This window comes from Rufibacter roseolus, assembly GCF_017916365.1.
Lineage (GTDB): Bacteria > Bacteroidota > Bacteroidia > Cytophagales > Hymenobacteraceae > Nibribacter > Nibribacter roseolus.
Window position 1 is genome coordinate 910,135 of record NZ_JAFMSU010000002.1, and the last position, 13,079, is coordinate 923,213.

Consider the following 13,079-nt stretch of genomic DNA (forward strand, 5'->3'; position numbering starts at 1 on the left):
GAGCCCGCTTTCAGGAAAAGTGGCCCAATTTACAAAAAGCGGCGGAAAGGCCTGCTATCCTCCTATCAACTCCCGCAAGGTCAACACCTGGTTATCCCAAAGCTCGGTAAGTTGCTCCACGTCTCCCACGTCTGTGTAATCTACAACGCGCAAAAACTGTTCCTGCGTCAGTTCACCAGATTCAATTGAGAAATCAATGTAACTGTAGTCATGGGAAGTACCTTTGTTTGTGCCCGGGAAGGTGAATCTCACAGACTTGTTCATCCGGTGGCTCGTCATTTCCGCAATATGGTCCTGGTTATCCCAAACCAGGTTGTATTTACGGTCCCCTATCTGTTTGGCAGCATCACACAACCACTGAGACAAACCAGACGCCGTGCTCAGGTAAGGGTACAGCATCTTAGGCGATGCATTCAGAGAGTACTCTCTAATGAACTTTATCTTACTCATAGGACAATAAAGTTAAAAGTGTGTTAGGGTGTAGTTTAAGGTGGGGCGGATATGCTTCTTCAATTAAAAGAAAATTTTTTATAGAAAAAAACTTGTGCGGTTATAAATCTTTCTCCTACATTTGCACCACAATTCGGCGGGGTAGCTCAGATGGTTAGAGCGCAGGATTCATAACCCTGAGGTCGGCAGTTCGATTCTGCTCCCCGCTACAAGTTTAAAAATTAAGTTACCAAAAAGCCTTCAAACCAGCAGTTTGAAGGCTTTTTGCTTTACTTTCCCTATCTAACCTGCTCTGCTGCCCAGGTTTGCCAAAGAACAGCCTACACGTTCTCAAAAGTAATTTGTAAGAATTCATTTCAGAATAATAAGCAGAATCATGCATAGGCAGAATCGAACATTAATTCTAGCCTGTCCAACATTGATTTAGAAATATGCAAGTCTTTAACCTAGTTATGAATTGCTTATTGTTGACTTCTTATAAGAATAAGGAGTTAACTCATTGCATAAAATGAAAATATGTAAATAAGGTATATTTTGAAAAGTAGCTTAATTTCTTTTAGCTTAATATTTGAGGTATATCCCCCATTTTTCATTCAATTTTCATTGAAGAAAAATTTACTTATTACCAACTTGGATGCCAAAAAAAGGATCATTTGAAGAGTATAAACCATCACTAAAAAACAATTCAAATAAAGATCCTTTTTTATTTCATTATATCTATAAGGTACTAGGCAATAGACCATAATATTAGTTTACTTTATAAGATTCTTAAGGTTCAAAAGCATAATAAAGGTACATTTTTAAAAGGAATGAATATGTTTATTTAGGTCATCTTAATTGAATTAACCCAAGCTACTCTCTATACTCTTCTCTCAGTTGAGCGATACTATTATTTACTCTTATAAAAATTTTGTAGATAATGTTATAAGAACAAGTAGCTAAAGCTCATTACCCATATCATACATAGATAAGGGTTCTAAATTGAACCATCTTTAAACAACTAAAAAGGCCGGGGCAAAAGCTCCGGCCTTTTTCTATTAGTGTATTATAGTTTTAAGTGCGTTTTTCTCAAAGGAGGTTTAAAGCGCTGCTTTAAACGAAAGTTTACTGCTTGATCACCTTTTTAACTTCGTTTACCCCGTTTCCTCTAAGGCGGATGAAGTACAGACCGCTGGTTAAGTTCTCCAGGGATACAGTTTGGGTGATTTCCTTAGTTCCTTTAATAACAGACATTTGCTTGATGGTTCTTCCTGCCGTATCAATCAAATCTATTTGCACAGTTCCTTCCACTTGTGAACCTACCCGTACCTGAACTCTGTCAATGGTTGGGTTAGGAAACACTGACCAGGTCTGGGTGAAGGCATTCTCGTTCAAAGAAGTAAGACCTCCATCAGAGATAGTAGATGCCTGGGTAGTAGAACCAGATCCGCCCAGTTCAATCCAGTTGAAGTTCCAGCCAGCCTTTTTCACGTAGATCTGGATAGTCTGGGTTCCTGCTGCCAGAGCAACCTGGGTAGAAGTGGTCTTCCAGGTCTGCCACCCTCCGGTAGGAGCCACGTCAACAGTCTTCAAAACGGCTCCACTGCTGTTTCTAATCTCAAACTGACCAGCGCCCGTACCGGCGGTCCTAAAACTTATATTGTAAATTCCTGCGGTACTTACCGTCACGCCGTACTTCATCCAATCTCCGGCGTCAATTCTTCCAACGTCATACCCACCGCCCGTGTCTTTGCAACCTTCTACATAAACACCGCTCATGCTTGTGTATTTTTCGGCTTCAATTCTGATGGTTGGGATAGAAATAGAGTTGATAGGGGTTGAAGTGGAGGAAGTTACTGTGAAGCTCTGGCTTACTGGGGTAGCCGAGCTATAGGAGGTATTCCCACCCTGCAAGGCTTGTACCGTTACCGTACCAGTACCGGTTAAAGTCAGGGTGGTACCGCTTAAGGTAGCCGGACCAGAAACCACTTTGAAACTCACGGTTAGCCCAGAAGAGGCAGTTGCCTGCAGGTAAAAAGGAGCCGTACCAAATACTTTAGACTCTATAGCTGGGAATGTGATAGTTTGAGTCTTCAACCCTGTGGAAGTACCGGAGATGCCCTTAAAGAAAGATGGCGTGGTATTCAAGGTTAGCCCGGTAGAGGCTTGCTGGGTGAACTTACCAGTTGCGTAGAAATCCCACTCGTAACGGTCTACTTTGGAAATATTCAAACCTGCCGGGAAAGAGTAAGGCTGGGTGTAAGTTTCTGTTTTGTCATTAGGGTTTTTAGCCCAAAGAACATACACGTATTCACCATTCTTCACAAATGCCCCGCCTTCTACTGAGGCAGGCAAGTTCAGAGCAGCGGTACGGCCGGCGTCATAGGTATAATCTCTAATGAGCAAAGAGGTGGTCTTAAAACCTTTTCCCACCGGAGCCAGCTTTTCATATCCATAGGCATCTCTGGAAAGGTTTTCATAAAGGCCCATCAGTTTATAATCGCTTGTAATGCTTGTTCCGGCGGCCGGAGCATTCATGGCTTCTCCTACCCCGTAAATTTGGATCTGCTTGATTCCGTTCTTCTGCGCCAACACCATGGCCTTAATACCGAAATTACGCTGCATGTCATCAGAGCCGTAGCGCCAGTCAATGGTCCGGCGGTTAATATTGGTCTCCGTTACAATGAAATGCTTCTTGGGGTAGGTAGATCCGTTATAGCCGTATTTTATCAAAACGGCCTCTAACCAGTTTTTATGGGTGATTACCTGGGCGGCCGCGTAGTCAGAGTTGTGCAGGTACACAAAGCCTCCAACATTGCTATCCCATTTACGGAGGTTATGAGCGGGATATACGTGGTAGCTCACCATGTCAAAATAAGCTCCTGCTTTATGAGGGTACTGGCTAGACACCGCACCGCCATTAGGGTTATCGGTGTAGCGCAACATGGCATCCAGGAACTCAGGGTATCCAATACCACCTGGGGTCACGAAATCATCTGGATTGTATTTCTTCACCACTTCCCAGGTAATGCGCAGCATCCGGAGGTAGTTGAAAAAAGGAGCCCTGAAGTTTGACATCTCATTGGGTAAAGGAGCGCGGGTAAGCCAGTTAGACCGGGTGGCAGAACCTAAGTCTGGCTCATTCACTACTTCCCAGTTCTTTACATAGGGTCCGTAGGTCTGAACCAGCTTGTATACGTAATTGGCGTAGTAGTTATTTGAGTTTACAGTACCATCTGAATTCCAGATGGGCTCATAAAGATTCTTGAAGGACTTAGAGGAATAGGTACAGCCCGGATAAGTAGTGAGATCGCGGTGGGCTTCTGAAGGACCTTCCAGGAAAACAGTCACATCCTTCATTCCTAAGTCAATGGCGTAATACTTGAATTCATTCAGGCGGATGGCGTATCCCCATCTCTCCACAAAACTTTCTGGTAAGGTGGGGCGAATGGAATTCCCCCCGGCTTTGCTCACAATAGTAGCGATGCTTTTGTCATTCCAACCATTCCCGAAGACACCCATATTCGCGCCAAATCCAAAAGGAGCATTATAGGGTTTCACGCTTTCGTTAGCGGTGGGCTGTTGTGCAAATACTGAGAGAGAACTAATCCATAGACATAGAAAGAGCAGGGAGCGGTAAAGACCTAATTTCATTTTTCTAAGTTAAAGTTAATAAAGGGTCAGGTAATTTGGGGCGGGGATAAGCAGCTGCTATATTTCAAAACTAATTCAAAACCTTTTTAAAACAAACCTCGTATAAAACATTCTTAATATTAAACATCTACTATGTGCCTAATTTAAAAGTAGATACATACATTTTAACTATAATTAGTACAGTCGTAAACCAAATTAGGTAAATTATTTTGCCGGTTAATGTACAAAAAAGCAATTTTTGTACATTAACAACAATTTAGTTGTACCAACTTTAATAAAGGGTAATTAGACTAAATTTTGTATGGTTTTGGGGCTTCTTTTTAAGCTTTAGAATATTATCTGGATGTGCTCAAATTTTTATTGAAAAAAAAATTTCTTCGAACAGACAATAATTAGAACTTTACCACTATTAGTTGAATATCTATATTTTAATTAATCCATTAAACCCCTGAGTATAAATACGTTAAGGCGCAAGAATTTAAACCAAACCTGTAATACAAGCGGGGGAATTTTGATAAGCCACTTCCCCACCTTCAACCTTGATAAAAGCTTTTGAGCTGCCAAGCTCTTTTCCCTGCGGAAGTCACAGCTTTCGCCACAGGTCTTTGACTTAAGCCTTCGCTTCTGCAATAGGAAGTTGGATAATTAGTTGTGCTGCAACCTGTACCTTTCATTTTCCCCTCTCCTATTCTCAGCTTTAGGGATAAGAGAAAGAACATGGAATCTGCAGGAGGTTGAATCTGATCTATCTGCTTCGGGAAGGCTTTTGATTTTTTCAGGCTAAAAACAGCTGCTATGGACAAAGGCCTTGTAGACGTAGGGGATGTAGTTAAGCCCCTGGTGAAGGGAAAGCATGGCTTAAATAGCGAAGGCTTTAAAGGGGCTTGAAGATGCCGGAAAGATAAGGCACAAAAAAAGCCCAGCGGAGGCTGGGCTTTTCAAAGGTTATGAGCAGGAAAGCTTATCTTACTTTCTCAACAATTCCGGTGAAAGCTTCTGGATGGTTCAAAGCTAAGTCAGCCAAAACTTTGCGGTTCAGGTTGATGTTGGCTTTTTTCAAACCGCCCATTAACTGGGAATAAGACAGGCCGTTGATACGGGCTGCAGCATTGATACGCTGGATCCAAAGAGCACGGAAGTCTCTTTTCTTCGCTTTTCTATCGCGGTAAGCATAAAGCAAACCTTTCTCAACCGCGTTTTTGGCTACTGTCCAAACGTTTTTTCTACGACCAAAGTAACCTTTGGCCATTTTCATAATTCTCTTTCTCTTGTGGCGGGCCGCCACGGTGTTGACCGATCTAGGCATTTCTACTTTTTTTTGGGGCTGGTGATCTCGGTTTAATTCTTAGTTACCAGTTCCCGATGAAACAATTGGAAAAATTGAATGTAGTTAAGACGCAAGCATTCTCAACACGTTGGCCTGGTCAGCTTCGCTCACTAAACCTGTGTGGGTCAGATTTCTCTTCTGCTTGGTGGTCTTTTTGGTCAGGATGTGGCTCTTGTAAGCGTGCTTGCGCTTCACTTTGCCAGTACCTGTCAGGGTGAATCGCTTCTTAGCCCCTGATTTGCTTTTCATCTTTGGCATTTGGGTGTATATAAAAGTGTACTGTTATTTTTTCACTTTTGGTCCCAGGAACAGAAACATCCGTTTCCCTTCCAGTTTAGGCAGTTGCTCTACTTTTGCTACGTCTTCCAGCGCCTGGGCAAATTTAAGCAAAAGAAGCTCACCGCGTTCTTTAAAGACAATTGTACGGCCTACAAAGTGCACGTACGCCTTCACTTTTGCACCTTCGCCTAAGAACTGACGGGCATGCTTCAGCTTGAACTCGAAATCGTGGTCATCGGTGTTAGGACCGAATCTGATTTCTTTCATCACCACCTTAGTGGTTTTAGCCTTCATCTCCCGCTGTTTCTTCTTTTGCTCGTACTTGAACTTAGAGTAATCAATAATACGGCAAACCGGCGGATCTGCTTTTGGAGAAATCTCCACCAAGTCCAGATTCTGTTCCGTTGCAAGACGGCGGGCTTGGTCTATGCTGTATACACCTGGCTCCACGTTCTCCCCCACTACCCGAACGTCACGGACGCCGGTGATGCGCTGATTGATACGATAAGGTTCTTCGACCTTGCCACGTGGCACGTAGCGTTTGTTATTCGTAGAAATAGTTTTACCTCCTAAAGTTTAAGGTTGTACAATCAGGGTGCGAATATCGCCTTTTTCCCTGTAAATTAAAAGTATTTACCTAATATTTTAATTAAGCAATTCTGCCAATACGGCTCGGAAATTGTCAACAAAGGCATCTACGCGTAAAGTTCCCATGTCGCCTAAGCCGTGTTTCCGCACAGAGACAATCTCGTTTTCCTGCTCTTTTTCGCCTACAATGATCATGTAGGGCACTTTACTCACTTCCGCATCACGTATCTTCCGGCCAATTTTTTCATCGCGGGTATCAATGTATCCTCTGATGTCCTGCTCAGCGAGTTGGGCGTTCACCTTGTGGGCGTATTCATGGTATTTTTCAGAAATAGGCAGAATTGCCACCTGATCTGGGCTGAGCCACAGCGGGAAGTTTCCGCCGCAGTGCTCAATTAATACCGCCACAAAGCGCTCCAGTGAGCCAAACGGAGCCCGGTGAATCATTACCGGACGGTGTTTCTCGTTATCAGCCCCGATGTATTCCAGGTCAAAACGCTCTGGCAGGTTGTAGTCTACCTGGATGGTTCCCAGCTGCCACTTACGGCCCAAAGCGTCTTTCACCATGAAGTCCAGCTTAGGTCCGTAGAACGCAGCTTCGCCCAACTCAGTTACAGTTGGCAGGCCTTTCTCCGTGGCTGCTTCAATAATGGCGCGCTCGGCTTTCTCCCACAGCTCATCAGAACCAATGTATTTGGCTTTGTTCTCTGGGTCGCGCAAAGAAATTTGGGCAGTGTAGTTCTCAAAGCCCAAAGCCTTGAATACGTACAGCACTAGGTCAATTACTTTGGTGAACTCTTCCTTCACCTGGTCTGGGCGGCAGAAGATGTGGGCATCATCCTGGGTAAAGCCCCGAACGCGGGTTAAGCCATGCAACTCACCGCTTTGCTCGTAACGGTACACGGTCCCAAACTCGGCTAGACGCACCGGGAGCTCTTTGTAAGACCTTGGACGGGTCTTGTAGATCTCGCAGTGGTGCGGGCAGTTCATGGGTTTCAGGAAGAACTCCTCGTTCTCGTTGGGCGTCTTGATGGGCTGAAATGAATCTGCGCCGTATTTCTCGTAGTGGCCAGAAGTCACATACAGTTCTTTGGCCCCGATGTGCGGGGTTACTACGGGCTGGTAACCGGCTTTCATCTGGGCTTTGCGCATGAATTGCTCCAGGCGCTCGCGCAGCATGGTGCCTTTGGGCAGCCACAGCGGTAAACCCATGCCCACCTTCTCAGAGAAAGCGAACAGCTCCATTTCTTTGCCCAACTTCCGGTGGTCACGGCGTTTAGCTTCCTCCAGGCGCTCCAGGTACTCAGCAAGTTCTTTCTGCTTAGGGAAAGTGATGGCGTATACCCGGGTTAATTGCTTGCTCTTCTCATCGCCGCGCCAGTAAGCGCCGGCCACGTTCATGAGTTTGGCAGCCTTTATAAAACCGGTGTTAGGGATGTGCGGCCCGCGGCAAAGATCTGTGAAATTGCCCTGGGTATAGAAGGTGATGGACCCGTCCTCCAATCTTTCCAACAAATCCAATTTGTAAGGATCGTTTTTCTCGGTGAAGTAAGCAATCGCATCGGCTTTGCTGATAGGCTGGCGCACGTACTCGCTTTTCTGACGGGCCAGCTCCAGCATTTTCTGCTCAATAGCCGGAAAGTCTTCCTGAGAAAGGCTTCTGTCGTCGCCCAGGTCAATGTCATAGTAGAAACCATTCTCAATGGCGGGGCCAATTCCCAGTTTCACACCAGGGTATAAAGCCTCCAGCGCCTCAGCCATTAAGTGGGCCGAGGAATGCCAGTAGGTAGCCTTGCCTTCGTCATCGTTCCAGGTCAACAGTTGGATATTAGCATCCTCAGTAATAGGGCGCGTTAAGTCCCACACCTGACCGTTTACTTTCACGGCCAATACGTTGCGGGCTAATCCTTCACTGATGGAGGCGGCAATCTCTATACCGGTTACTCCCTCCTGGTATTCACGGACCGAACCGTCTGGTAAGGTAATGTTGATCATATATAAAGATATAAACTTCTTCGTTTTAGCACAGTTTCCGGCAAAATAGCTAAAAAACAGATACGGCGCGCAAAGTATCCATCATTGGTCGTTGCGGCACGGGCCGGTTGATGCGCTGCAAAGCTACACTATAGCGCCGGTTCTGCGGATATTTTCTGACTAAAAATGCGTAATGCGGTCTGGCTGCTGCTTTCTGGCCTGTCCACTCCAGGCAGGATGCCAAAATCCAGCGATTATGCTCCGTAAGTTTCAGGCCCAGTTCCTGTGCTTTTAGTAGCTGCGGCAAGGCCGTACTGTACTGTCTTTTCTTGTACCAAGCCTCGCCCAGGCCAGCGTAGCCTTCCGGATTCTCGGGTTGGAAATTGATGGCGCGGCTGAAACAGGCCAACGCCGTGTCAGTAAGATTGTGGTTAAGGTAATATTGCCCCAGCTGTTGCCACCAGAACCCATTCCTAGGTTGCTTCTTCACACCCACCTGGACCAACGGAATGGCATTCTCATACAAACCCCTGGCGGTGTAAATAGCACTTAGTTCCCGGTAAGCCGGCAAGGACACAGAATCCCTAATTAATGCGCGGCTAAGGTTATATAGCGCACGGGTGGTGTCTCCAGTGCCGGCCTGGGCCTTAGCCAGCAATACATAGTACTTTGCCTCTCCCGGACTTAATCTGATGGCTTTACTGCTATGACCCAGGGCCCTGTCATACAGCTTCAAACCCACGTAAGTCTCCGCCAGAATGGCCTCCGATTCAGGGGAGTAAAAGTTGAAGGCATTGGCCTGCATCATCATCTTCATGGCCTCCTGGTACTCCTTGCGACCAATAAGGATTTTGGCTTTCCAGAAGTATGCTTCTCCCAGCGCGGGGTCCATGGTGGTGGCAGTGCTGAGGTCCTTGAAAGCAGGTTGCACTTTGTCTATTGCCAGGTACAGTTTGGCCCGTTTCACATACCACTCCGGTTGCGGACTCCTTTGGTCCAATGCCCTGGTGATTTCGTTTATCTGGGTAAGTACGCTGCTATCCACCCGCTGGGGATTGAACATTCTTTCTTCTGAAGTTTTCTGGGAGCAGGCCGCGAGAAAACCAAAGCCCAACCATAAAAGCCAAAAAGAAATACGCATGCGGAAAATCAGGTACATAAATAGATAATGCAGCGAAGGTACCATTTCCAGTTTAGTTCTGCTGTGTTTTAGCACCTATTTTCTATAAACAGGCCAAAACCCTAAGGGTTCACGGATACTGACAGACGCACGCCCCACAACGGAGAATCCAGTTCTTTGTAGGTCAATCGGTGCACCAGATCCACCCGCAGCAACTGAAAGATGTTCTTGAAACCCACGTTCACCTCGGCGTAAGGGTCTTTCCCAAGGCTGCGGAAATTAACTCTATCAGTCGCGGCCGCATCCTCAGTGGGCTTGTTCTTATCCGTTAGCCGGCCGTAAAGCACCGTGCCACCTGCCACCAGCAACAATTTGGTTTTCTTCAGCAACGGCAATCGGTTGGTGAGGGAGAAGGCCCCTTCAAAATGGTGGTCATACCGCAAGGAGACATATTCATCTGTGGCAAAGGAGAAGAAAGGCATGAGGTTATAGCCTTGCAGGATGAAAAACGGGGTTTCATTCCCGATGGGTACCTGCAGCAAAGGCAACGGTACTTTGGTGAAGGTCTTGCCCGCCCTTAGGTAATACCGCCCATACCCGAAGATGCCCGCCCGCACCCGCTGCTCCACCGACAAAGAAACCTCCTGATAAGTGAGGTCAGAATTCATCAGTCCGCTCAGCCCAGCAGATAAGTCTAGCCCCACAATAGGTGCCGTGGAATTAGCGATGGGAATTTTCTCATAGTGCCTGATCAGGACCTTTTTGACAGAGGCGTATCGCAGGCTCAGGGTCACATCTGTAGTGCTGAAGCCGTCGTACTTGGAGACATCGTTTTTCCCACTCAAGGGCTTGGTATCAAAGGCTGGACGGTAAGTGGTATGCCGGAAAGTTACCCGCTGCCGGAAACCAGGCAGCCATTCCCGCTCGGCCCACATTTGCATCCGCTCCTGCTGGTACGGGAAATTCATCTTACCCCACCTGAACGCCGAAAAGAAAAGACTGTTCAGCTGACTATTGTTCAGGTCCATGGAGGCGGGCCCCACATCATTGAGGTAACTTACCCCCCACTCGGTCCATCTTTGGCGATTAGCGATGTATCTGATATTGAACAGACTTTTGAATGATTCATCTTTGGTGCCGTAGCCCACGTAGCCATTCAAGATCCAGTTAGGGTGAAATTCCTGCGTGGTGCGGCCGCCGAACTGTACCCGGTGCCCTTCTACCTTGTTGTACACGTAGGTCCCGAACACTGGTCCCCACTCAAATTTGTCATTGAGAGGCATGTGCCCTTCCACTGCCACCCGGATGATCTTAACGGCACTCTGGATTTGGGGAAGTTTGTTTATCTGGGCTATGGACTCCAGCCTTTTTTGCTCCTCGGGTGAGAAAGCCTGGGGACGCATTTCCTGCCAGTAATCGTCTTTGTGCTTGAGGGCAGAATCGCTGATCTGGTGGGTCATGTCAAAGAACTCCTCAGGCTTGGGTTGTCCCAGCACCAGGTCGGTATAAGTAGTGATGGTCTCTACAAAAAGGCGTACATCGGTACCCGGCAGGCCGGTGATCTGGAACTTGCGCTTACTCGACAATGGTAACAAAGAAGGCTTCTCCTCATCCCAGGCCTGTACAATCTGCAGGTTTTTGACAAAGTTGAGGGCCACGTCTTTGTTCAGCCGCAGTTCTATGCGGCGAAGTGAGAATGTGCCGTCGGTAATCCACATGGTACCTTCAAAGGTGAGGTCCTGTGAGCGTTTAGGTAGTATCTTGATGCGGTACACTTTACCGGTAGCCGTCTCTATGCTGTCTTCCAGGTCATAGTCATAGTAAGGGGCCCACTGGTTAGAGATAGGACTCACAAAGTCTTTGTCAAACATGCGCATCCAGTTCTGGTTAAGCGAGAAATGCTCGGCCTGGGCATTCAACAACTGGGCAATCTGGCTTTCCTTCTCAATGCCCACCCCTGCCACCTTGCTGGCTTTCAAAATCTCCTTAGATTTTTTAGGGTTCCGGCTAAAGAAGGTCTCTTTCACCGTCTCTGACTGGAAGATGGGCAAAGAAGCCGTACGGGAAGGTGCGTCACTCAGCGTGAGGCTGTCCAGGAACGGCGCATATCTCTTAGAAAAGCCTTTCTTTTTATCTGTGGCCTCCCGCTCCAGAATACTGCCTTTCATAAGGGTATAAGTCCCAAACTGGATGGCATCCTGGTTTTCGGGCAGGTAAAGGTGTTTGTTCCTGGCGGCCGCGCGCACAATTTTATAAGCCGGATTTTCTTTAGGCCGGACCACTATCTCCTGGATGGAAATACTATGCCGCTCCAAGGCAATATCCCCGTTGTTCATCAACTCTTTAGCTGATTTTACCACCGGCAAGTACCCCAGCAACGTGAAGGTTATTGTGTCAGTCAGGGTGAATTTCCGGATAATGTACTGGCCGGCTTCATCGGTAAAAACAGGCACCTTGGCGGACTGCAGGTGCACCGTGACATAATCAAGGGGTTTCTTGCTTTCCGCGTCAATGACTTTCCCCACCAATGGGGAGGTCTGGGCATGCGCTGTCCGTAAGCCAAGTAGCAGCAGAATACAGATTAGTATGTTTCTCACCCTTAGAAAATTGATTCCCTAATATAAAAAATTTGGCAAGCTTTATATTCAATTTGCCCTATTTAAATTTTGGCATTCTGAATTGAATTCGGGAAAGATTTAGAAGAAGCAAACGCTACACCTTATAAGCTTTCAAATAGAAGACAGCTTATATTTAAAAACCCCTATTCTTGATCAGCTTTTAGTCTATTTTTTTGAAATCAGCCCTAAAACGCAAAAGCACCAAATAGCCGCGGCAGCCTTCATCAAGGCTGCCGCGGCTATTTGGTGCTTTAAATGACAGGTGCTTAACTAAGACCTTACCTTTAAGATTTCCTGGAGCAGGATTTTACATTTTCTGCTAAGTTCCAGGTCTTCTGTAGTTACCAGCTTTTGATCTAGCGCACGCTGTAAAGTAGCCACGCTCTCACTATTGAGTTCTGCCTCCAGCTGCACACGGGCCAGGTCATAGTAATACAGCAGATTGGAAGGCTCCAGTTCTATGGCTTTGGTGAAAGCCTGTATAGCAAGTTCGTTTGATGCGGTGGGCAAAGGCAATTGGGTGAGCAACCGGTTGGCAGATCGCTCGGCAAAGGATAGGTTGGCTACTTTGAAAGCCCAGCGGCCCTTTAAGTGCCAGGCACCTGCCAATTTGGGGTCCTTGGCTAAGGCTTTGTCATTAAAGGTTTTGATCTGGGTTAGTTGTACCATCCGGTCTTTCATGGATACCGTCTGACAAAGATTGCTCAGGGAAAGCGCCATCACGTAATTGGGCTCGGCGGAGAGGCTGTCTACCTGCAGGGCTCTCTGAGCAAAGGCGAAGGCTTTCTGGAAATAAAGGCCCTTATGGGTGTCATCGGGGAATCTGCTGCCAATACGACCGCAGACAATGCTGGCCTTGGTCAAGGCCTCTGGTAAATCAGGATTAGAGGAAAGCAACAGTTCATATTTCTCAAGGGCTTCTACGTCCTTGAACTCCCTGAATAACTGATTTGCTTCCCATAGTAGTTTTTCCGAACCTAAGCCACCTGCTAGGGCAGCCAGGTTCGGAAAACTTATGAGTGTGATCAGGAATATAACGAGTCTAAAAGTCCTTTGCATACAACTCCCCCAGATTTACTTATTAGTCCAA

Annotated in this window: 9 protein-coding genes and 1 tRNA gene; 1 reads left to right on the forward strand and 9 read right to left on the reverse strand. The window is 46.7% G+C overall.

Translation table 11 applies throughout. The features are described from left to right. Positions 1-54 precede the first annotated feature (54 nt). Positions 55-450: an START-like domain-containing protein gene (locus J3P35_RS12785; protein ID WP_210464977.1), complete on the reverse strand. Its 396-nt coding sequence runs from the start codon at positions 448-450 to the stop codon at positions 55-57. Between the two features lie 135 nt (positions 451-585). Here J3P35_RS12785 and J3P35_RS12790 point away from each other — a divergent pair. Continuing rightward, positions 586-659, forward strand: a tRNA-Met gene (locus tag J3P35_RS12790). An 895-nt stretch (positions 660-1,554) separates the two neighbouring features. On the opposite strand, the gene J3P35_RS22205 is transcribed toward J3P35_RS12790, so the two are convergent. The 8 genes from J3P35_RS22205 to J3P35_RS12830 all read right to left on the reverse strand — a co-directional run bounded on the left by J3P35_RS22205 (position 1,555) and on the right by J3P35_RS12830 (position 13,048). Then, positions 1,555-3,990 (reverse strand): carbohydrate-binding protein, encoded by a 2,436-nt coding sequence (locus J3P35_RS22205; protein WP_210464978.1) that lies wholly within the window; start codon positions 3,988-3,990, stop codon positions 1,555-1,557. Between the two features lie 1,054 nt (positions 3,991-5,044). Next, positions 5,045-5,389, reverse strand: coding sequence for a 50S ribosomal protein L20 (gene rplT / locus J3P35_RS12800; protein ID WP_149091147.1), 345 nt, complete (start codon positions 5,387-5,389; stop codon positions 5,045-5,047). A gap of 84 nt (positions 5,390-5,473) precedes the next feature. After that, complete coding sequence (gene rpmI / locus J3P35_RS12805; RefSeq protein WP_066622245.1) at positions 5,474-5,668, reverse strand: 50S ribosomal protein L35; 195 nt, start codon at positions 5,666-5,668, stop codon at positions 5,474-5,476. A 24-nt stretch (positions 5,669-5,692) separates the two neighbouring features. Then, positions 5,693-6,223, reverse strand: coding sequence for a translation initiation factor IF-3 (gene infC / locus J3P35_RS12810; protein ID WP_223808873.1), 531 nt, complete (start codon positions 6,221-6,223; stop codon positions 5,693-5,695). 111 nt (positions 6,224-6,334) lie between these two features. After that, positions 6,335-8,272, reverse strand: a complete 1,938-nt coding sequence (gene thrS / locus J3P35_RS12815; protein ID WP_210464979.1) for a threonine--tRNA ligase — start codon at positions 8,270-8,272, stop codon at positions 6,335-6,337. A 49-nt stretch (positions 8,273-8,321) separates the two neighbouring features. Beyond that, complete coding sequence (locus J3P35_RS12820) at positions 8,322-9,314, reverse strand: tetratricopeptide repeat protein (RefSeq protein WP_210464980.1); 993 nt, start codon at positions 9,312-9,314, stop codon at positions 8,322-8,324. Between the two features lie 179 nt (positions 9,315-9,493). Continuing rightward, complete coding sequence (locus tag J3P35_RS12825) at positions 9,494-11,968, reverse strand: DUF5686 family protein (protein ID WP_210464981.1); 2,475 nt, start codon at positions 11,966-11,968, stop codon at positions 9,494-9,496. Between the two features lie 291 nt (positions 11,969-12,259). After that, positions 12,260-13,048 (reverse strand): hypothetical protein, encoded by a 789-nt coding sequence (locus tag J3P35_RS12830; protein ID WP_210464982.1) that lies wholly within the window; start codon positions 13,046-13,048, stop codon positions 12,260-12,262. Positions 13,049-13,079: the final 31 nt, after the last annotated feature.

What these genes read in the sequence shown, in the direction of transcription:
- J3P35_RS12785 (WP_210464977.1), bottom strand. Translation starts at nt 450, where the DNA reads ATGAGTAAGATAAAGTTCATTAGAGAGTACTCTCTGAATGCATCGCCT.
- rplT (WP_149091147.1), bottom strand. Translation starts at nt 5,389, where the DNA reads ATGCCTAGATCGGTCAACACCGTGGCGGCCCGCCACAAGAGAAAGAGA.
- rpmI (WP_066622245.1), bottom strand. Translation starts at nt 5,668, where the DNA reads ATGCCAAAGATGAAAAGCAAATCAGGGGCTAAGAAGCGATTCACCCTG.
- thrS (WP_210464979.1), bottom strand. Translation starts at nt 8,272, where the DNA reads ATGATCAACATTACCTTACCAGACGGTTCGGTCCGTGAATACCAGGAG.
- J3P35_RS12820 (WP_210464980.1), bottom strand. Translation starts at nt 9,314, where the DNA reads ATGTTCAATCCCCAGCGGGTGGATAGCAGCGTACTTACCCAGATAAAC.
- J3P35_RS12830 (WP_210464982.1), bottom strand. Translation starts at nt 13,048, where the DNA reads ATGCAAAGGACTTTTAGACTCGTTATATTCCTGATCACACTCATAAGT.